The organism is Psychrobacter sp. S4(2024) (assembly GCF_036861305.1).
GTDB classification, from domain to species: Bacteria; Pseudomonadota; Gammaproteobacteria; order Pseudomonadales; family Moraxellaceae; genus Psychrobacter; species Psychrobacter cryohalolentis.
The window spans coordinates 51,760-72,377 of the sequence record NZ_JAZAQR010000005.1; the positions used below are offsets into that span (position 1 = coordinate 51,760).

Annotated in this window: 21 protein-coding genes; 11 read left to right on the forward strand and 10 right to left on the reverse strand. The window is 43.1% G+C overall.

What is annotated here, in order from left to right:
- Positions 1–70: 70 nt before the first annotated feature.
- Positions 71–427, reverse strand: a complete 357-nt coding sequence (gene rplT, locus VLA57_RS11950; RefSeq protein ID WP_011281252.1) for a 50S ribosomal protein L20 — start codon at positions 425–427, stop codon at positions 71–73.
- Positions 428–577: 150 nt separating this feature from the next.
- Positions 578–775 carry a 50S ribosomal protein L35 gene (gene rpmI, locus VLA57_RS11955; RefSeq protein WP_011514608.1) on the reverse strand — a complete coding sequence of 66 codons (198 nt, stop codon included), beginning with the start codon at positions 773–775 and terminating at the stop codon, positions 578–580.
- A gap of 534 nt (positions 776–1,309) precedes the next feature.
- On the opposite strand from rpmI, the gene hisIE reads away from it, so the two are divergent.
- From hisIE to VLA57_RS11985, 6 genes are all read left to right on the forward strand, one after another.
- Complete coding sequence (gene hisIE, locus VLA57_RS11960; RefSeq protein WP_133104910.1) at positions 1,310–2,158, forward strand: bifunctional phosphoribosyl-AMP cyclohydrolase/phosphoribosyl-ATP diphosphatase HisIE; 849 nt, start codon at positions 1,310–1,312, stop codon at positions 2,156–2,158.
- A 189-nt stretch (positions 2,159–2,347) separates the two neighbouring features.
- The gene (gene tatA / locus VLA57_RS11965) at positions 2,348–2,590 is read left to right on the forward strand and encodes a Sec-independent protein translocase subunit TatA (protein WP_011514610.1); all 243 of its coding nucleotides are present in this window, start codon (positions 2,348–2,350) and stop codon (positions 2,588–2,590) included.
- Positions 2,591–2,616: 26 nt separating this feature from the next.
- On the forward strand, positions 2,617–3,312 hold the full coding sequence (gene tatB / locus VLA57_RS11970) for a Sec-independent protein translocase protein TatB (RefSeq protein ID WP_133104911.1): 696 nt from the start codon (positions 2,617–2,619) through the stop codon (positions 3,310–3,312).
- Positions 3,312–4,196, forward strand: a complete 885-nt coding sequence (tatC, locus tag VLA57_RS11975; protein WP_133104912.1) for a twin-arginine translocase subunit TatC — start codon at positions 3,312–3,314, stop codon at positions 4,194–4,196. Before tatB ends, tatC begins: the two co-directional genes overlap by 1 nt.
- Before the next feature lie 218 nt (positions 4,197–4,414).
- On the forward strand, positions 4,415–5,914 hold the full coding sequence (locus tag VLA57_RS11980) for a UvrD-helicase domain-containing protein (RefSeq protein WP_333955026.1): 1,500 nt from the start codon (positions 4,415–4,417) through the stop codon (positions 5,912–5,914).
- 104 nt (positions 5,915–6,018) lie between these two features.
- Positions 6,019–7,041: a tRNA dihydrouridine synthase gene (locus tag VLA57_RS11985; RefSeq protein ID WP_333955027.1), complete on the forward strand. Its 1,023-nt coding sequence runs from the start codon at positions 6,019–6,021 to the stop codon at positions 7,039–7,041.
- A 49-nt stretch (positions 7,042–7,090) separates the two neighbouring features.
- On the opposite strand, the gene VLA57_RS11990 is transcribed toward VLA57_RS11985, so the two are convergent.
- Together VLA57_RS11990 and VLA57_RS11995 are read right to left on the reverse strand one after the other, a co-directional pair.
- Positions 7,091–7,516 (reverse strand): MAPEG family protein, encoded by a 426-nt coding sequence (locus VLA57_RS11990; protein WP_133104915.1) that lies wholly within the window; start codon positions 7,514–7,516, stop codon positions 7,091–7,093.
- Between the two features lie 14 nt (positions 7,517–7,530).
- Positions 7,531–7,944, reverse strand: a complete 414-nt coding sequence (locus VLA57_RS11995; RefSeq protein WP_333955029.1) for an OsmC family protein — start codon at positions 7,942–7,944, stop codon at positions 7,531–7,533.
- Between the two features lie 473 nt (positions 7,945–8,417).
- Here VLA57_RS11995 and VLA57_RS12000 point away from each other — a divergent pair, with 473 nt between their 5' ends.
- Positions 8,418–8,939 (forward strand): RNA pyrophosphohydrolase, encoded by a 522-nt coding sequence (locus tag VLA57_RS12000; RefSeq protein WP_011514617.1) that lies wholly within the window; start codon positions 8,418–8,420, stop codon positions 8,937–8,939.
- Positions 8,940–9,038: 99 nt separating this feature from the next.
- Here the strand turns inward: VLA57_RS12000 and VLA57_RS12005 are convergent, their stop codons facing one another.
- Both VLA57_RS12005 and VLA57_RS12010 read right to left on the reverse strand, forming a co-directional pair.
- Positions 9,039–9,863 carry an NRDE family protein gene (locus VLA57_RS12005; protein WP_201531898.1) on the reverse strand — a complete coding sequence of 275 codons (825 nt, stop codon included), beginning with the start codon at positions 9,861–9,863 and terminating at the stop codon, positions 9,039–9,041.
- 197 nt (positions 9,864–10,060) lie between these two features.
- On the reverse strand, positions 10,061–11,734 hold the full coding sequence (locus VLA57_RS12010) for a DUF4139 domain-containing protein (protein ID WP_333955030.1): 1,674 nt from the start codon (positions 11,732–11,734) through the stop codon (positions 10,061–10,063).
- Between the two features lie 156 nt (positions 11,735–11,890).
- On the opposite strand from VLA57_RS12010, the gene lgt reads away from it, so the two are divergent.
- The 3 genes from lgt to VLA57_RS12025 all read left to right on the forward strand — a co-directional run bounded on the left by lgt (position 11,891) and on the right by VLA57_RS12025 (position 14,349).
- A complete protein-coding gene (lgt, locus tag VLA57_RS12015) occupies positions 11,891–12,775 on the forward strand; it encodes a prolipoprotein diacylglyceryl transferase (RefSeq protein ID WP_011514620.1) in 885 nt (294 codons plus the stop codon).
- 73 nt (positions 12,776–12,848) lie between these two features.
- On the forward strand, positions 12,849–13,721 hold the full coding sequence (locus VLA57_RS12020) for a thymidylate synthase (RefSeq protein WP_333955031.1): 873 nt from the start codon (positions 12,849–12,851) through the stop codon (positions 13,719–13,721).
- Positions 13,722–13,776: 55 nt separating this feature from the next.
- A complete protein-coding gene (locus VLA57_RS12025) occupies positions 13,777–14,349 on the forward strand; it encodes a dihydrofolate reductase (protein ID WP_133104941.1) in 573 nt (190 codons plus the stop codon).
- A gap of 114 nt (positions 14,350–14,463) precedes the next feature.
- Here VLA57_RS12025 and uvrC read toward each other — a convergent pair whose 3' ends face one another.
- The gene (gene uvrC, locus VLA57_RS12030; protein ID WP_133104993.1) at positions 14,464–16,308 is read right to left on the reverse strand and encodes an excinuclease ABC subunit UvrC; all 1,845 of its coding nucleotides are present in this window, start codon (positions 16,306–16,308) and stop codon (positions 14,464–14,466) included.
- A gap of 148 nt (positions 16,309–16,456) precedes the next feature.
- Positions 16,457–17,977 carry a DUF3360 family protein gene (locus VLA57_RS12035; RefSeq protein WP_133104942.1) on the reverse strand — a complete coding sequence of 507 codons (1,521 nt, stop codon included), beginning with the start codon at positions 17,975–17,977 and terminating at the stop codon, positions 16,457–16,459.
- 452 nt (positions 17,978–18,429) lie between these two features.
- Here VLA57_RS12035 and VLA57_RS12040 point away from each other — a divergent pair, with 452 nt between their 5' ends.
- Positions 18,430–18,987, forward strand: coding sequence for a DUF4442 domain-containing protein (locus VLA57_RS12040; RefSeq protein ID WP_149409727.1), 558 nt, complete (start codon positions 18,430–18,432; stop codon positions 18,985–18,987).
- A gap of 211 nt (positions 18,988–19,198) precedes the next feature.
- Here the strand turns inward: VLA57_RS12040 and rplS are convergent, their stop codons facing one another.
- Together rplS and trmD are read right to left on the reverse strand one after the other, a co-directional pair.
- Complete coding sequence (gene rplS, locus VLA57_RS12045; protein ID WP_011514626.1) at positions 19,199–19,627, reverse strand: 50S ribosomal protein L19; 429 nt, start codon at positions 19,625–19,627, stop codon at positions 19,199–19,201.
- A gap of 181 nt (positions 19,628–19,808) precedes the next feature.
- A complete protein-coding gene (gene trmD, locus VLA57_RS12050) occupies positions 19,809–20,573 on the reverse strand; it encodes a tRNA (guanosine(37)-N1)-methyltransferase TrmD (RefSeq protein ID WP_333955032.1) in 765 nt (254 codons plus the stop codon).
- Positions 20,574–20,618 lie beyond the last annotated feature (45 nt).

Here is a 20,618-nt window from a genome sequence, read left to right on the forward strand (position 1 = left end):
TCCTATCCATGTAGATAACTACTTATCAATAATGATTTAAAAAGCAGCCTACCTAAAGGAAGGTTAATATTTATGCTAGTTCCGCTTTAGCTTTTTCGACCAACGCTGTGAAAGTCGCTGCATCATGCATAGCGATGTCAGCAAGTACGCGACGATCGATTGCAATGTTAGCTTTTTTCATGCCATTGATAAAGCGGCTATAGCTTAAGCCGTTTAAGCGTGCACCAGCATTGATACGTGCAATCCAAAGACGACGGAAAGTACGTTTTTTGTTGCGACGGTCACGATAAGCATATTGACCAGCTTTGGTCACTGCCTGTACCGCTACGCGGTAAACACGTGAACGGGCACCGTAGTAGCCTTTTGCACGCTTTAAGATTTTTTTGTGACGACGATTCGCCTGTACACCACGTTTTACACGGGCCATAAATTACTCCAAGATATTTTTAATCATTATTAAACGAATCACGATGTCATCAGATAATAGACATCGTTATCAAATTGCAAAGTCATATACTTTTAATTCAGTAGCTATTCATTAAACAGCGCTTAATTAAAGATAAATGACGATAGCCTATTAAATGTATGGGCACATACGACGAACTGCTGCTTCGTCAGACTTGTGCACCAACTTAAGACCACGCAACTGGCGAATACGCTTAGGTGATTTCTTGGTCAAAATATGGCTTTTGAATGCTTGCTTACGCTTAAAGCCGTTCGCTGTTTTTTTGAAGCGTTTAGCTGCACCGCTTCTGGTTTTCATCTTATTTTTCATGATGATTTGCCTCTTTTTCTGTTTTAGAACCTGGTCGTCAAATAGTCAATAATGATTAGTGGCTGTAAAAACAGGCACCAAACCTCTATTTGCCTCGAGGTGGGAGGCGACATTTTAACAGATTATGCGCTGTTTTGCCAAGGAAAGTTTTAACGCTGTTTAGCGTATGTTGTTCTTTCTAATCACAAATACCTTGCTGCTTATTTTCGTCTTCCAAACCTTGATTATTAGCCACTTAAAGCACACGCTTAGCAGCAAAAATTGAGCAGCCACAAGCGATAGCTAGCTGAAAACAAACTAGGCGAATTAAAAACACTGTTAATTTGCAATTCTTGCTGTATCAAAATTCAGCTCGAGTATAATTGTGCTGTATTTACTGATTTAACATATTGAATGTCAGCTTAAGCTGTGTTTAAGTAGAGACTGCGTGTTGATAAAGCGCTCGCATAAATGACAGATAGGCTGAATAACTATTATTTAGCGAATACTTAGCGACTTTTTATTATTTTCTACCTATAAGATGGCAACAAGATTATGACTTCACCTGCTTGGCTGGCTGCCATAAAATTTAATGATGATGGTTTGATTCCTGCAATTGCTCAAGATCATAAGTCTGGGCGTATTTTGATGATGGCGTGGATGAATGCCGAATCCCTACAATTAACCGCACAAACGCAGACAGCGGTTTATTTTTCGCGTTCGCGTGGCAAGTTATGGCATAAGGGCGAATCCTCTGGACATACCCAACGCATACATGATATTCGTCTAGATTGCGACGCCGATGTGATTGTCCTTAGCGTCACTCAATCCGGTGGTATTGCTTGTCATACTGGCCGCGAATCTTGTTTTTATCAGCGTTTGGATTTATCAGGGCAAACGCCTGAGTGGCAAACGGTTGATAAAGTATTGAAGGATCCTGCTGATATTTATCATTCAAATACAGCAACACAAGCCACGCCTGATATTAACGAAGCACCATCTCATAATATAGTCGATTCTGATACCAATCAGAATGACCACAGCCCCATCACTCTCTCCATTTTGCAACAGCTTGACGGTGTATTGGCTGAGCGCAAACAAGCGGATGCCGATAGCTCATATGTAGCAAGCTTATACGCCAAAGGTCTTAATAAAATATTAGAAAAAGTGGGCGAAGAAAGTATAGAGAGCATTATCGCTGCTAAAGACTTTGCTAATTGCAATGAAAATACGGATAAAGCCCAATATGACGAAGCGCGTCATGAGCTGATCTATGAAGTCGCTGATGTTTGGTTCCATACCTTAGTAGGTTTGGCTTGGTTCGACATCGAGTCAGAGGCAGTATTAAATGAGCTAGGTCGACGCTTTGGTCTCTCAGGTATTGATGAAAAAGCCGCTCGATAGCGTTTTATAAGATTAGCCATTACCCTGTTTGATTATTGTTGCTTTCACCTTTTTGTCATAACAGCAGGTTATAATATAGTGACGTGTTACTTCGCATAAGCGGTCGATAGCTTTTGTGTACGATCATAATACTCTATACACTCAACGTATTCCTATAAAGACTGAAAACTAAGACATAAGGATAGCATTATGGGCAGTTTTTCCATTACGCATTGGCTGATTTTATTGGTGGTGGTGGTTGTCGTATTTGGCACCTCCAAACTGAGAAATGCTGGTAAAGATTTGGGCGGTGCGGTCAAAGGTTTTAAAGAAGCCGTCAAAGATGAAAATACTGAACATGCCAAAAAGCAAGTGGTGCTCGACCATGATGGCAACGCACACACTGAAGAGCGCCCAACAACCACTAAGGTTGATGACACGCATAATGTATAGCATCTAGACAGTGACATCGAAACATTATGTTTGATATTGGGTTTTCTGAATTATTGCTTTTTGGCGTCATTGCCTTAATCGTCTTGGGGCCAGAAAAGCTGCCCCAAGCGGCGCGTACCGCTGGGCAATGGTATGCCAAAATTCGCCGCACGGTTTCTACTTTGCAATCTGAAATCGAAGCGGAACTTGACTTAGCTGAGACGCGCCAGCAAATGCAAAAAGAGCTGGCCAAAATTCGCCAGACTGAAGCAGAAATGCGCCGTGAAATGGCAGAAATGCGCGGCAGTATGCAAGAGTTTGAATCCTCGAAAAACCAGCATTTAAAAGCATCGCGTGATCCAGTCGATGGCAATACGCCTAGACAAAGTAGTCAAGCCAGTAGTGAGAATGATGATAATCGATCAGTACAGCCAAAAGAGTTTGACTACGCCTATGACAGTAATAGACAGGCTGAGAAACCAGAAAGCCCTGAGCAGTCATCGGCACAAGGTGATAACGACAGTCTAAAAACTGACTTTAATGATAACCCCAATCAAGTGATTCAAACGATCACAACTAGACCGTGGGAAAATATGTGGTTTCGTCTTGGTGCTTATGATAAAGCGCGTCGTTTACCGCAACCGCCTTATTTACCAAACTATAAAGCCGATATCTTACTCAACAGCCATCTAGACAGTCCTTTACCTAAACAGGCTTCTGTTAATAAGCAGGAGAGCAATTAGTGGGTTTATTTAAACGTAAAAAAAGCCGTCAAGAAAAAGTCGCGGATTCAGATATCGAGACCTCAACAGCTACCATTAATGGTAATGTCGACAGCAATATTGATGACTCTGGCGATATTCTAAGCTCACTTGGCGATATGCCGATTACCGAGCATTTGATTGAGCTGCGTCGTCATTTGATTAAGATATGTGTTGCCGTACTGGTAATATTCTTAGCCTTGGTCGGATTTTCACGCGAGCTCTATGATTTTTTGTCCGACCCATTGGTTGCTCAGTTGCCTGCCAACTCAACGATGATCGCGACGGATATCACCTCCAACTTTATGGCACCGATACGTCTGACTGTCTTTGTCGCAGCATTCTTTGCAATGCCCTACATTTTGTATCAAATCTGGTCGTTTGTCGCACCCGGTTTATATAAGAAAGAGAAAAAAATCGCCATTCCCGTTTTGATGTCCTCTATATTTTTATTTTATGCGGGTGTGGCTTTCTCTTATTTTATTGTCCTTAAAGGGGTTCTAAAATTCTTTATTATGTTCGCGCCGCAGAACGTCTTGCCAATGACCGACATCGACAGTTATTTAAGTTTTGCACTCAAACTCTTTATGGTATTTGGTTTAACCTTTGAGATTCCAGTCGTCACCTTGCTATTGATATTGACTGGCGTCGTCTCCATTCAGAGCTTAGAAGATAAACGCCGTTATATTATTGTCGGCTGTTTTGCCGTTGCTGCGGTCGTTACACCGCCTGATGGGGTGTCGATGTTGATGCTCGCCATTCCGATGTGGCTACTATTTGAGCTAGGATTATTTTTAGCAAAAATTTTAATTAAAGAAGAACATAGTCCTACCTTAGCAAGCGATACAGGGTTAAATAAAGAATAACATCACTAATCAGACACTTATTCCAAAAACAGCCAATGCGCTAATCTGTTAATATAACCAGCTTATTTGTACCTTTATTTTCTATCAGTTTTTTTATTATTGTCATGTGCACTTGCAAGTATTTTGCAATTTCATATGACGAGCCAGCCATTGTCTATGCAGTGGCTTTTTTTACCCCCGTCATTTTTGATCCGTTTTACTCTTTTAGGTAATTTTTTATGTCCGCATCTATGCCAGCTTATATGAGCGATCCCACTGATGAGCAGCTGAGCGCGCTCAACATGGCGATGGATCACAAGTCATTTAAAGTGGTGGCTTATGCGGGTGCAGGGAAAACGACGACGCTCAAATTAATCGGTGAGCGTCTGCGTGGCCGCGGCTTATATTTAGCCTTTAACAAAGCAATTGCCAACGATGCGCGGCAAAAATTCCCCGGTCACGTCGATTGTCGGACGTTTCACTCACTGGCTTATCGTCATGTACCACGTGATATCACCGCAAAATTGTCGTTGCCAAGATTTTCACCCAAACGTCTGGGTGATGATTTGGGTCTGCAACCGGTACAAGTCCGTCGGCAAATGGATGGGATGAACAAATATATTACCCTCACGCCAGCGCGCTTGTCGCGGTTTGTCAGTGATGCGGTGAGCAATTTTTGTAGTACGCACGCCAGCTATCCTGCGCCAAGGCATATTGAGTTTCCAAGCTGGCTCGATGATTCTGATGCTGAGCAGCTGCGTGAAATGCTCTACCCCGCCGTTGAGCAGCGCTGGCTACAGTCAATTGATGCGCGCCATCCTGCTGGTATCGGGCATGATATTTATCTTAAATTGTGGGCATTATCGAAGCCCAGTATTCCCGCAGATTTTATCTTATTTGACGAAGCGCAAGATGCCGATCCCTTGATGATGGGGATTTTGACCCAGCAGCCACGGCAAGTGATTTATGTAGGTGACGCCCATCAGCAGATTTATGAATGGCGCGGCGCAGTTAATGCAATGAAAAAATTGCCATTGCCACAAACCTTATTGACCCAGTCGTTTCGTTTTGGCGAACCGATTGCTGAAATTGCCAATACCTTACTCAAAGCATTGCAAGAAGATATCCCGTTAAAAGGCAATCCGAATAAGCAATCCTCCACCGACAAAGGCATGGTACACAGTAAAAAAGACGCCATTCTTTGCCGCACCAATGCTGCAGCAATGTCGCAACTATTGACTGGACTCAAGCTCGGTCACCGCGTGGCGCTACAAGCTGATACCGATCGTATGCTTAAATTTTGTCAGGCCGCCGAAAACTTAAAAAATGGCAAGTCTGCTTATGGCGTGCCTGAACTGGCATACTTTTATAATTGGGGCGATGTACAAGAGTACTCTGAAACCAATGAAGGCAGCGATCTAAAAACACTGGTGAAATTGGTCGATGATCATGGCACCAATGTCCTAAGCCAAGCTGTCAATAGTCTTACCAGTATCGAAAATGCTGACTATGTTATCTCCACTGCCCATAAGGCGAAAGGGCTTGAATGGGGAAAAGTGCAGCTGGATGATGACTTTTATTATGATGTCACCACCAATGCCGTCAAGATAAGTCCAGAAGAGTTGCGTTTACTATACGTCGCTTGCACGCGTGCCCAGAGCAATTTAGATATTCATAATATTAAAGACTTGATATCAGGCTTACAGACAGGCAAAAAAGTGATTTTTGGCAATACTTAGTTTTCCTCACTTAATCAACCTTTGTATTTGCCACTCTAAACCTCTAGCCTACCTTTCTTTATGGCAACCTTTTAATAGCACCCTTTTAGCAGTGAACAACAAGCATGAATAATAGTCAGCAACTTCAAATACGTCAAAAAACAATACAAAATCTATTTGCCAATCCTGTCCGCCTCCTTGCACCAATGGAAGGCTTGACCGATCCATTAATGCGACAAATCCTAACGCAAATCGCATCGGACTTGGGTCGCCCTTATGATTGGTCGGTTAGCGAATTTATCCGTGTGACTCAGCATGTCTTGCCCGCGCATGTATTTTATAAATACGTTCCAGAATTGCGTCATGATGCCAAGACTGCCTGTGGCACGCCTATTCATATCCAGTTGCTCGGTAGTGAAGCGCAACTCATGGCAGAAAATGCCGCTTATGCTGCCGAGCTTGGTGCGCCAGCGATTGACATCAATTTTGGTTGTCCTGCCAAGACTGTCAATAGCCACCGTGGTGGTTCGGTATTATTGGATGAGCCCGAAACTATGTATCAGATTATCAGCGCGGTGCGGCAAGCTGTTCCCGCTCATATTCCAGTCTCAGCCAAGATTCGTTTGGGCTATACCGATAGCAGTCGTATGGATGATATCAAAGCTGCGATTGACGACAGTGGTGCTGATTGGCTAACTATTCATGCACGAACTAAAACCCAAGGCTATAAGCCGCCAGCCTATTGGGACAAGATTCAAAGTTTTAATGCGCTCGATATTCCAGTCATTGCCAATGGCGAAATATGGAATGCAGAGCACGCACAAAATTGTATGATGCAATCGGGTACAGAGCATTTGATGTTGGGTCGCGGTGCAGTTACCCGTCCCGACTTAATTGCACAGGTTGATAGAGAACATAGTCAGACTTTAAATAATGAAAAAACATTGTTATGGCAATACCTGATTGCGCATCAGATTAAATTTCTGCAAGGCACAGCAAAAAGCGATATTGTATTGGTCGGTCGTTATAAACAATGGTTAGCGATGCTCACCAAAGGCTATAGCGAGGCGAAGATATTATGGGACAGTATTAAAAGAGAGAAAAATAAAGCAGCTATCATTAGCGCACTACAGATGAGTGCACAGTAACGTTAGCTGCTTTTATCTTATAAGCATTAGTATTTTCAATCAGCTGCTGCTATACACTGACTCGGATAGCTAAATAAAAGAGCATGAGACAGCAGGCAATAGAAAGACCCCAAAGGATAGAGCGGAACATCGCCAAATTAGTGATGTAAGCCACGCAAAAACCGATACGAATCAGCACGTATAGCCAAGCCAATGTATTTACAATCAGCTGTGGCACAAAAAACAGCATCGCTGCTAAGACTGCAGCTAAGAATACTGGTAAAGTCTCATAGCTATTCTGCTGCGCGGCATTAGCACGTGCAGCAGCGCCCGTCGTACCTTGTAAAAAATCACGTGGATGGGCATTGTCAGCCAAATTAAAGCCGCCGAGCATTTTTGCAGTCAATGCCATTGTTAATGGCAGCAAACTGGCTACCACCATTGCCCAAATGGCTGACGATGCGGTATCAGAGACCAACCCTAAGAATAAATTCATCAATATACTCGCCTTTATCCTGCGATAACTTCAAAGTCATGCGTCACATTGACCCCGCCTTGTACCAACATACGACTGGCTGAGCAGTATTTTTCTGCGGATAACTTAATGGCTTTTTCTACTTGGCTTTCTTTGACATCTTGACCGGTCACGACAAAATGCATATGAATATTAGTATAGACAGCCGGTACGGTTTCGGCACGTTGAGCAGTCAGCTCACAACGTACGTCAGTCACATTTTGACGCGATTTCTGCAAAATCGCCACCACATCATAGCTAGCACAACCACCAAGCCCCAGTAGAATCAGCTCCATTGGACTGGCGCCTTTTTCTTTATCAGCATCGATTTGTACATTATGACCTGATGGCGATACACCCATAAAGGCTTTGTTCTCTTGCCATGTAACGCTTGCTTTAGATTCTGACATTTTTAATATTCCTAGTTTTATTTAATAATAGGTTCTTATTTGTTCGATATTATTGGTTCAATATATAAGAATAACTTTATCGTTGATTAAGATAAGCAAAATATGACTAGTGTAGCATAAGCTAAAACCCGCATTAATGAATCAAAAACTCGTATTATTACTTACATTATTAAGTAAGCACTTATAACGATAAGACACTAAAGCAAAAACTTTGACAACAAAATAACTTAGCTAAAAAATACACAAAAGTCTGCTTAAATATCTTTATATACCCTCTTGATTTTAAATCATTAAAGCTGTGAAACATTTTATAGCAAAATACTGTTACACATTTTGCTCTTTTCTTGGTTTAATGATGGTAATGAATCTTATTTTGCCAAAGTATCGATAGCAATCACCCTATAATAATTATGATTGCTGTCACTGTGCCTTGTTGAAATAAGCTATTTTTAAACATTTTAAAAGGTTACGTCATGATAGATGCAGACGGCTTTCGCGCCAATGTCGGCATCATCTTGGCAAATACACAAGGGCAAGTTCTGTGGGCAAAACGTATTGGTCACAACGCTTGGCAGTTCCCTCAAGGCGGTATCGACCGTGGGGAGACGCCGATGGATGCGATGTATCGCGAGCTCTGGGAAGAGGTCGGTCTACATCCGCGTCATGTCGATTTGCTAGCGGTTACGCAAGATTGGTTGCGTTATCGTCTGCCAAAACGCTATGTGCGTCATGGGCAGTACCCTTTATGTATTGGGCAAAAACAGAAATGGTTTTTGCTACGCTTAGATGAGCCAAATACCCAACACATCCGCTTTGATGAGGGAAAACCAGAGTTTGATAACTGGCAATGGGTCAGCTACTGGTATCCACTTGGACAAGTGATTCACTTTAAACGCAGCGTATATCGTCGCGCCTTGCAAGAATTGGTGCCCGAGCTACCGCTTCAACAAGGGCTTATTATTCCGGAACAAAACAACCATTTGTTGGTGGAATAAAGTCACTAATTTTTCATGCAATTAGCACAATAATGAATACCGTTAGTGATATTTAATATTACTAACGGTATTTTTTTCTCACTGGATTTTTGTTAATAGCTAATGAGTACATTCACGGCTGACGATTTCAGCTTGAATGCCTGAATCTTTAATAGTATTTCGCCGTAACGTTAAAATACTTTGTGTCCTTGTACCGTAGCTTGGCACGGCATTATTGGCAGCCTCCTTACTAGCAATGCCAGTAAGATTGGCGCCTTCAATATAAATCGAAGACAGCGCTTGCTCTATTTTGATATCGATACCAGTATTTGGTAACTCTTCTTCTGGTGCTTGAGTATTATCGGACAATACCTTAAAAGCAGCGTCTTGCCAGTATTCAAAATCACTATTTTCGCTAATTAATGGCAATATTTCTTGACGTAACCTGCCGCGCAAACGCTCTGTCTTAAACCAACCCTCTTCTGGCTGACCATTAGAGAATACGTGCAAGCCTCCATATAAGGGTGTTGGTGCATGACCACGGTTATTAACGACAACCGCTTGTTTGCTATCGCCGATAATCAGATTAAACCCAGCATATTCTTGCAGACTGATTTTCCGTGCAAATTCCATCGGGCTTAAGCAACTGGTCAAAAAATCAGCGACCAATTCACCACGTGAGCGCTCATCATTACTTGCCTGCACACCATCGCGAAAGTTCAATACTGCCGCCCAGCGACCATTTTGCTTATAAAAGTCAGCATGCTGCTCTTGGTGAATTCCTAACCACGTACCGCCACTTTGCGCATCACGCCCTGCAAAAATAGGCTTATCTTCCCATTGATGTAGTGGCTCTGTCGGACGCTGTAGAAACTCATCGCGATTAGATAATAAAACCAAAGGCAGCTCATCAAATAACTGCCAAGCAATGGCGACAATACACATAGAATTCCTTTTATATGATTGTTATATAGTCATTTCAATATGAAATAGGCTCATTCAAAATAGGGTTATGCTGGGATAAATTTTCCTCGCTTGCTGTGCGCTTCGCACTCCAGAGGCTTCATAAAATTTATCCCAGCAGCATTCCCATCAGGATTGTATTTTTTAAATTGAATCGATTATATGGTTCTGATTTAACATTAATTCGTGCTTAATTTTTTATCCGCAGGATAGCTAATTTGATAGATCGACTGCACGACTTGAGATTGTTGACTCGGTAAATCGAACTCCCACGCTACCATTCCTTTGTTATCATTCCAATCTTTTTTGCTAATCGCTGGTGTATGCGTCGCGGTTACTTTAATGCTGTCATCGCTACTCAAGGGTTCTGCGCCTAACACTTGCATGCGCATACTACGATTGTGCTGATTGGTAAATTGATACGCCTGAGTGACGGTCTTGGTTTGTTGACGATTAAATACGCCTTTATCGCCTTTTTTGTCTTCATCAGTCAGCGGTTTCACAAGCAAGCTCGGATCAACACCAAAACCAATCCCTTGCTCTTTTAGACTCTGATAATCATAGCGCGACTGACCAACATAGTTATCGTCGCGATACAGTTGCAATGAACCATCTGCCCAAGCTGGCGTCAAAAATGGCGCAGACGCATACCAGTAAGCGGCAGCTTCGATGCTTGGTGTACTCCGTAGCCACAGCTTACTGATGCCGGATTGTTCATCAATAATAGTGCGTACGCGTCTGCCATCACTTGGAATACTGACGCGCTGCGGCAGGCGATATTCAGTGATACCGTTTTTATTTTGGCTGCTAACCGTAAAACTCGGTAGCGGCGCCATACCATCTGCACCGCCATAACTGTCGCTGGCAGAAACAACAACCACTGGAGCAGCTTCCATCATTGGTTGTGCATAACGGCTCAACTTAGCTTGCTCTTCTTCATATAATGACAAACGTTCAACTCTTGGTAGCTGGCTGGTCGTCGTTTGATTGGAATTGACAGTACTCAAAATAACGGGCACGTTGTTCCAATTCTCGCCTGTTTGTTGGGCGATGATGGCAGAGGCGGTGATATTGAGTTGTTTATTATCGGTATTTAAACGCGCTTGATAAGTCGGCTCCCAGCTGGCACCGCGTACTTGATAATGTAATTTAACACTACTAGCAGAACGGCTAGCGGTACGTACACTGACTTGGGTGACATTACTTTGTACTGAAGAAGTACTGTCAGCGACCAGCTGATTTAAGTCGTCTTTAGCACGAGCTTCTCGTTTTTGTAGCTCTACTATTTTTTTGTTAATACTGGCGGCTTGCGTTTCTAAGTCGCGTGCATTATTGGCAAGGGTACCAGCAGTAGTGATTTGCGTGACTTTGGTTAGGTTTTGCAAATAGGCTTTGGTCAGGCGTGCCGCTTCCAATTCGGCACTGATATCCGCTAGATTATTCTGCTGAGTCTGTACATTAGCTGCCCCTTGATACTGGCACTGCGCTGCTTGCTCACCACTCAAGGTTTGAATACTGACTTCACCGATATTAACATTGCCCAGTGCTTGCACACTAATACTGTCAGGTTCAATCGCAGGCGAAAGACAGGAAAAAACCAGTGTCTGCTCACCTGTGCCACTGATGGGTAATGCACGAGTGACACTGGCTAAGCCTTGATAAATGGTAATTTTCTCGATACTACTGGTTGCCGCTTGCCCCGTCATTGGCACGAAAAAACTGAAGGTTGATGCGACTATACACAATAAAGATAATGACAATCTGTTTCGCTGAAGGTTTGGCGATTGCACATCAACTGCGGTAGTTAACCGTTTATCGTGCAAAAATGATCGTGATGATACGGTAGCAGACATGATAATTCCTTAGAAGTTGATGCGCTTTTTTCATCTTATCGGTTTTTTTAGCGCTTTGCTATTCATTCAATAAACCATACATTTATCATAGTGTTCGCAAGGGATGAATTTTGCTATTATAGACAGCATTTCATTACCAATAATTATGACGACCTTATGATAATTCATCCTCAGTATAATCCTGTAGCGCTGTCCTTGGGTCCAGTAGAAGTACACTGGTATGGCTTGATGTACTTGCTAGCATTTGCTGCAGCTTTTGGTCTGGCTTGGTATCGCAGCAGCAAACGTGACAATTGGACCACTGATATGGTGTCCGATTTGGTTTTTTATGGTGCGCTTGGTGTCATTTTGGGCGGTCGTATCGGTTATGTGCTGTTTTATCAGTTTGGCGAGCTATTACAAAACCCGGCTTATCTATTAAAAGTTTGGGAAGGCGGTATGTCTTTCCACGGCGGTTTTATTGGTGTCATGGTAGGCATGTGGTTCTTTGCTCGTAAGTATAAGAAAACTGCCTTTCAAGTATTCGATTTTATCGTGCCTTGTGTACCAACCGGTTTACTATTTGGTCGCATTGGCAACTATATCAATGGCGAGTTATGGGGACGCGTATCAGACGGTGGCTATAACTGGCTGACTTATTTTCCGCAAGCCGCTGCCTTTGATATGGAGCAATTACAGAGTAATCCACAATTGCAAGAGCTAATGATTGAGGTTAATGGTCAGTATGTGCTGCCGCGTCACCCATCGCAGCTATATGAAGCCTTTGCCGAAGGTCTGCTGCTATTTATCTTCTTATGGTGGTATTCATCAAAGCCGCGTCCACGTATGGCTGCCTCTGCTGTGTTCTTACTGGGTTATGGTATCAGCCGATTTATCATCGAATTCTTCCGCCAGCCTGATGTTGACCAAGGATTTATTTTATTAGGTTGGATGACCAAAGGGCAGCTATTGAGTGCACCGATGATTATCGCTGGTTTGATTATGCTGATTTATGCTTATAAGCGCGGTATTTATGACTGGGGTAAGCAAGCCGCTTATTAAGCTTTATCTTCTTTATGCACCACGTTAAGAACTATATTAAAGATGCGTTTTAATAGCGCAGAAGAGTAATTTTATGACCATGAACAGCTCTATCATTAAAAACGAGCAAGCCTATTTAGACCTGCTACGCCTTGTCCTTAACGAAGGCACGGAAAAAGGTGATCGTACTGGTACTGGTACGCTAAGCCATTTTGGCGCGCAGTTACGTTTTAATTTAGCCGATGGCTTTCCACTATTAACCACCAAAAAAGTTCATCTTAAGTCCATCACTTATGAGCTCCTATGGTTTTTAAGTGGTAGTACCCACGTCGATTATTTACAACAAAACGGCGTACGCATCTGGAATGAATGGGCAACGAGCGAGCAAACCACGCGCTTTAATCGTCTTGCTGGCGACTTAGGTCCTATTTATGGTCACCAATGGCGTAATTATGGCGCGACCACAACTGCAGATGGGCAGTATAACTCTGACGGTGTCGATCAAATCGCACAAGTGGTTGAACAAATAAAAACCAACCCTAACTCGCGGCGCTTGATTGTCTCTGGCTGGAATCCGGGTGAAGCAGAGCAAGTTGCGCTGCCACCTTGTCATACGTTATTCCAGTTTTTTGTTGCGGATAATAAACTCTCCTGCCAACTCTATCAGCGCTCAGCGGATTTATTTTTGGGCGTACCGTTTAATATCGCAAGTTATGCCATGTTGACTCATATGGTGGCACAAGTTTGTAATCTAGAAGTTGGTGAATTTATTTGGACCGGTGGCGATTGCCATATTTATCAAAACCACCGTGAGCAAGTGGAGCTGCAGCTGACCCGCTCGCTTTATACGCTGCCGACATTAGCGCTTAACCCTAATGTAAAAGATATTTTTGCTTTTAATTATGATGATATCAGTGTTGATGGGTATGAGTCGCATCCAGCGATTAAGGCGCAAGTGGCGGTATAGCGCCTGTTTATTCGATTGTATTTAAATATATTTAAACATTAGCAAAGGATAATTTATGAGTTATGCCAACACCGAAGTTGCCCAAATCGCGGCTATCAGTAGCAATCGCTGTATTGGTAAAGACAATGAGCTACCGTGGCATATCTCAGCCGATTTGCAGCATTTTAAAAGTATGACAACCAAACCAAATGACGGTGCGATACAAGGTATCGTGATTATGGGTCGTAAGACCTTTGAGTCAATGGGCAGCAAGCCGTTACCTAAACGTGTGAGCTTTATTATTAGTAGCCAGATAGATTATGCTGAGCAAAAAGGCTTAGTCGGCAGCGATAAAGCTTATGTAATGCATAATTTAGACGATGCCTTAACTCAAGCAGCAAGCCTTGCGCATGGTGCGCATCTTGATACGATTTGGGTAATTGGTGGCGAGCGCGTGTTTAGCGATGCATTGCTGTACACCGACCGTATCGAACTGACTCACGTTGACACTGAAATTGTTGATGGCGATGCCTTTTATCCTGAGCTGCCAAGTGAGTTTGAAGTTGCGGAAGAATCTGAGCAGATGCATGATGAAAAAAGCGCGTTAGATTTTAGATTTGTGACTTATAAAATAAAAAGCGCTGAATAATAGTAAAATTTTAAACATGAAAAAAGAGGCTATCCTAAATAACTCTAGGACAGCCTCTTTTTTCATGTTCAAATTTTATGAACATAAACCTAAATTTGACGAACATTACCTAGACTACTCATGCAGCACTTTATAAACGGTTTTCGCTAATACCGGACCAATTCCCTGCACGCCTGCCAATTCTTGCTGCGAGGCACCAAGCAATTGCTGCATGCCACCAAAGTGATTGAGCAAGTCACGACGGCGCTTTTCACCCAGCCCCGGAATCACTTCTAGCACCGACGATGAACGACGCTTATCGCGCTTCTTACGGTGCGCTGTAATTGCAAAACGATGCGCCTCATCGCGGATATGCATTAATAAATGCAGCGCCTTGCTATCCATAGGCAAGTCAAGTGGCTCATGATCGATAAAGTGCAACACTTCCAAGCCAGCCTTACGTCCTTCACCTTTTGCCACACTGATAAGCAAAGTATCACCAAGGATACCCAACTCAGTCAGCACTTCTTTAGCGATACCGAGCTGCCCTTTACCACCATCAATCAGCAATAAATCAGGCAATGGCTGCTTCTTATAACGCCGTGTTAACACCTGCTTCATCGCTGCATAGTCATCACCGCCGACGATGTCATGGATAGCATACTGACGATAATCACGACGACGCGAGCCACCTTGATCAAAGACCACACAGCTACCAATCGTCGCCTCGCCCATCGTATGTGAGATATCAAAACACTCGATACGGTCAATGGTACGATCCGTGACTTCGGTCAAGACATCTTTTAACGCCCCAAAGCGTGCATGTAACTCTAAATAATCACCAAGTTTGGTTTTTAGTGCATTATTAGTATTGAGTTTTGCTAAGTCTAACCATTCAGCACGGTGCTCACGTACGCTGGTTTTGATAACGACCTTACTACCAAAGTGTGTTGCCAACGCTTCACTCACTGCTAGCTGATCTGGTAATTCATCGCTCAATATAATCTCTGCTGGCAAATCATCCGTCACCTGAAAATAAAATGAGGTGATAAACGCTGATAAATTGTCTGCAAGAGGCTCACTGCTATCGACATCAGGGAAGTAGTTCTTACCGCCAAGCACGCGCCCACCACGTACCGTCAATACGTTGACACAGGTCATGCCTGCTTGACTGGCAATAGCAATCACATCCGCCTCGCCCTGCACTGTATAAACGGCTTGCTTGGCTTGTACTTCACGCAGCATAGACAGCTGATCGCGATAAAAAACTGCCTTTTCAAAGTCTAGCTTTTCAGCAGAAGCTTCCATTTTTTCAATCAAAGCAGTATGGATATCACTAGAGTCACCTTTTAAGAAACGAATAGTATTATTGACGTCCTCGCTATATTCTTCTGGCGATACTAAGCCCACACATGGCGCACGGCAACGCTTAATTTGGTATTCAAGACACGGACGCTTACGTTGCTTAAAAAAGGTATTGGTACATTGGCGCATTTGAAACATTTTTTGCATGAGCACCAGTGTTTCTTTTGCCGCATGCGCGGAAGGAAAAGGACCGAAAAATCGCCCTTTCTGGTGATTACCTTTACCGCGCCCATAAGCCAATCTTGGATAAGGCTTATCTGCTGAAATAAACACATAGAGATAGGATTTATCATCGCGCAGTAGCACGTTATAAGGCGGACGATATTCTTTAATCAGATTTTGCTCAAGTAACAGCGCTTCCGTCTCACTGCGGGTAATGATGGTTTCAATATTATGTATCCGTGCCACCAGTGCTCGTGTCTTAGGATGATCAATGGTTTTCGCAAAGTAGCTGTTCACACGGCTCTTGAGTGATTTAGCTTTGCCGACATATAAAATATCACCATTTTTACCCAGCATTTTATACACTCCCGGCAAGTTTGGCAGGCGCTGGATTAAATGTTTAAGACGGGCTTTCTTGTCATCGATGGGACTCGATTCTGAGACATTGACCATAGAATTTATTGCTCTCAAGATACTGATATACAGATGTTTATGGGGCGATGGCATGGGTTTTACAAGAACCCTTATCAGCTTAGCAATAACCATAAAAAAAGCCAGCACCAAGGCTGACTTTTTGCAGAAAAACAACCCTACAGTGTGACTAGTGACGGAAATTTGGTAATAGTGCTGGGATACCTGGCAACATACCGACGATTGCCATAACCCCCGTCAATATCACAAAGGTGATCACAGGAATAATCCAGCGGCTCATTTTGGTCAGACTGGCACTGCGCTCTTTAGAGCCAATTAATCCTAAATTATCAAGCACCAAAGTAATAGACCAACCGAAGGCGGGGTTAACTAGTGCGGACGCAAAAACCACAATAGCAGCAGACTGAGTAGTTTTACCCTCACGCGTCATCTCCATCCCAGCTTCAAGCAATGGAATGAATACCCCAACAATCAGCGCCACACACATCACTGGCTCCCAGATTGCCAAGTCCATAGGGTAACCCCAAACACCTGCGATAAGGCAAAATAGTCCTGTCAAAATCGCACCAGCTGGAATAGGACGTTTGGCAATTGCTGCAGGTACAATATAAGTACCCCATGACGACGCAAAGTTTGCCCCACCGAGCACAGAACCTACGACCTGACGAAACGATGCGCTGGTCATCGTATCATCAATATCCATCAGTACACGTTCAGTACGTTTGGGATAGCTGATTTTCTGGAAAACCTGATGACCTAAAAAATCTGGCGACCACATCGCCACTGCTAACACCGCAAAAGGTAATACCACGATAAAGCTCTCAACCGTCGGTAATCCTAACATCCAACCGGTATTTTCACCCCACCAATACATAGGGCTCATATGCGGTAGACCGGGTGCGGTTTTAAAGGCAAAAGGTGCGCCCATAGCAAATGCCACGCCACCACCTAACAAACAGCTCAGCGGCACAGCCAGCCAGCGCTTTTGAAAATTTTCTAACACAGCATATAAGACAATCGTCAGCAAAATCACCACAAAAGCAATATGCGCCATGCCAATGCCCTCTGCCCATGCAAACAAGTTTTTAACTTGTGATATCGTACCAATAAAGCCCAAGTAGAGCAGCAAACCACCGCACACGCCTTTACTGGTCAAATTTGCTAGTAAACTGCCCCCTTTACTGATTGCCAATAATAATCCAAAGGCACCGATGAGCAGACCAAAGGCCATCGGGTGACCACCAGCTGCGACAACAATAGGAATAAGCGGAATTAAAGGCCCATGAGTACCCGCAAGGTTGGCGGTCGGTAGTAGAAAACCTGAGAATAAAATGACAAAAAACGAAACAATCAATAACTCATAACGGACGTTTTCTAAGATAAAAGCATCACCCAAACCGAGTGGCCCTGCAAAAGTCGCCGCAATAGCACCCACCATCACGACTTTACCAATGGTCGCAGCCATTGCTGGAATGGTATCTTCGTACTCAAAACGATAATCACGGAACGGTAAGTTGGCGCGCCAGCGTTTCGGCTGCATGATTTGTAATTCATGATTGAGGTAGGCATCACGATTTTTAAAACTTGAATAGGGCTTATGTAATTCTACATAACTACTTTGAACATCATTATCAGAAGAGGTTGGCTGCTGCGGATTGGCATCTAAAGGGGGAAGCTGCGTGTTACTCATCACATTTCCTTGTGTCGACCGACGTTTTAGTGACTGGTTATCCACTTACTACTCTGGCGATAAGTGTTAAGCCACTGAAGAAAAAATGCAGTCATTGTATGTCATGAGACTTTAGAATGCGAATGTATAACGATTCGAATATACTATAAATATAGCAGCCATTAATAACATAAAGTTTCCTTTTAAAATAAATGCAAACTTATTAACTACTTAGTTGCTAATAAAATAGTAAATTGTAGTCATTATGATGATGGTTCTTATAATTAATAATGCGTTATGGTACATAAACCATCGACAATCACGCATAGACAAAAACAAAGCGCTAAGATTTGAATGAAGTTACGCTTTAGCTCTAGCGCCTTTATAAGTTTTTCACTATGATAAATACCTTTTTACCCATAACGATTGAATAATAGCAGTCTAAAAATCAAGAAGTTCCCTAGGATAAGTTTATGAGTTTACTACCCAAAAATCTTGAGACGCTAAAACGTAACGCTAAAAAAAATATTATGCCATTGCTCACACCTTATCTGCTCAAGCTACGTATCAACACTTATGCACCTTATATCGGTGCCGGCATCAAGATTGAGCACATAAACCTTGACCAAGGTTTATGTGTGGTCAATATGGGACTAAATAGTTTAAATAAGAACATTGTAGGGACACAGTTTGGCGGCAGCTTATATTCAATGGTTGATCCATTTTATATGCTCATGCTCATGCATCAACTGGGTAGCAGTTACGTCGTTTGGGATAAAAGCTCACATATTGAATTTATCGCGCCGGGCAATAGCAAAGTTACTGCTCGCATGAAAATCCCTAGCAGTGAGATTAAAGCCATTCAAGAGCTGGCAAAAGAGGGTGAACCCGTCTTTCGTGAATACCAAGTAGATATCGTGGACGATCAGCAAAAGACCATCGCTATCGTCACCAAGACGCTATACATACGCTTGCGTAAGTACAGCAAATCTAAAGACCAAAACAGCCGTATTGAAAATCTCGATGATTAAAGGCAACGTTTAAAGCTTTAATTTAAGTCTGTGATTTAAAGCGCCAGAAACAAAAACCCCAATCTGGCATTCGCACAGATTGGGGTTTTGTCTTTTTTGGTATGACCCGCTTATTTATATGATAAACCTATGAATAAGGGTTTGTATCTACTATCGCCTTACTTTAATCGACTGTATACCATACAGCTAATTAAAGATGGCAAACTTTTGCTTAAATACCAGGTGCAGTTTCAACTGCATCAGGAACGCGAGCATCAGTTTTTGCCTTAACAACTTTAGGCGCACGCGGAGCAAGCTTCTCGCGGATACGTGCTGATTTACCAGAGCGTTCACGTAAGTAGTATAGTTTCGCACGGCGAACAGCGCCACGGCGTTTCACTTCGATGCTATCGATAATTGGTGAATGCAATTGGAATGCACGCTCAACACCAACGCCACTTGAGATTTTACGTACGGTAAACGCTGAGTTTAAACCGCGGTTACGCTTAGCAATTACAACGCCTTCAAAAGCCTGTAAACGCTCACGCTCACCTTCACGTACTTTTACTTGAACCACAACGGTATCGCCGGGTGCAAAGCTTGGGCGCTCAATCAATTGAGCATTTTCGATGACCTGAACCAATGGATGCTTGTTGCTCATGAGAGTTATCTCCTCACATTAGATAATAGAGGCTTGACGCATATCACCTGTTTGTAATAATTAATTATATCTCTTTTTAATAAGACACAACGTAAGTAGGTTATGACAAACGGCCATTATGCTATGACTCGTTTTGTTATTGCTCAAAATTTTATTACTTAACTGTTTATCTTTTTAACCGCTATTTTTTATCAGCTTTTGCTAATGCCTTTAGCCACTTTGCTTGCTCTACCGTTGGCGTAAACGCTTGCCATAAGTCTGGACGACGCGCTTGCGTACGTTCGACTTGCTGACTAAAGCGCCACTTCGCGATATTGGCATGGTGACCTGAAAGTAACACTTCAGGCACTGCCATACCTGCAAACTCATGCGGCTTAGTATAATGTGGACAATCAAGCAAGCCATCGACGAACGAGTCTTGCTCAGCTGACTTATCATCACCCATAATATCAGGCAGACGACGTATCACACTATCCATTAGCACCATTGCTGGTAGCTCACCACCGGTAAGCACGTAATCACCAAGTGATATTTCCATATCGACATACTGCGACAGTAAGCGCTCATCAATGCCTTCGTAACGACCGCATAATATAATCATGCCGTCATACTCGGTCATATCGACCACACTACTCTCACTCAGCGTCTGTCCTTGTGGCGACATATAAATCACCGGACAGTGCGCTTTGTCGACACGGCAGCCATGCTGACTTGCTCGTAGGCGCGCATCCTCAATCGCATGGGATAAGGGCTCAGCCATCATCACCATGCCAGGACCGCCACCATACGGGCGTTCATCAATACGGCGATAATTATCACTGGTAAAATCACGTGGATTGATGCATTCAATCGTTACTTGCTTCTGAGTGACTGCCCGACCTGTGATTCCAAACTCACGAATCGTGGCAAACATTTCAGGAAAAATACTAATAACGGCAAAATACATCAGATGTCTACTTGCGCAGTGGCTAATATTGGCTAAATAAATCGG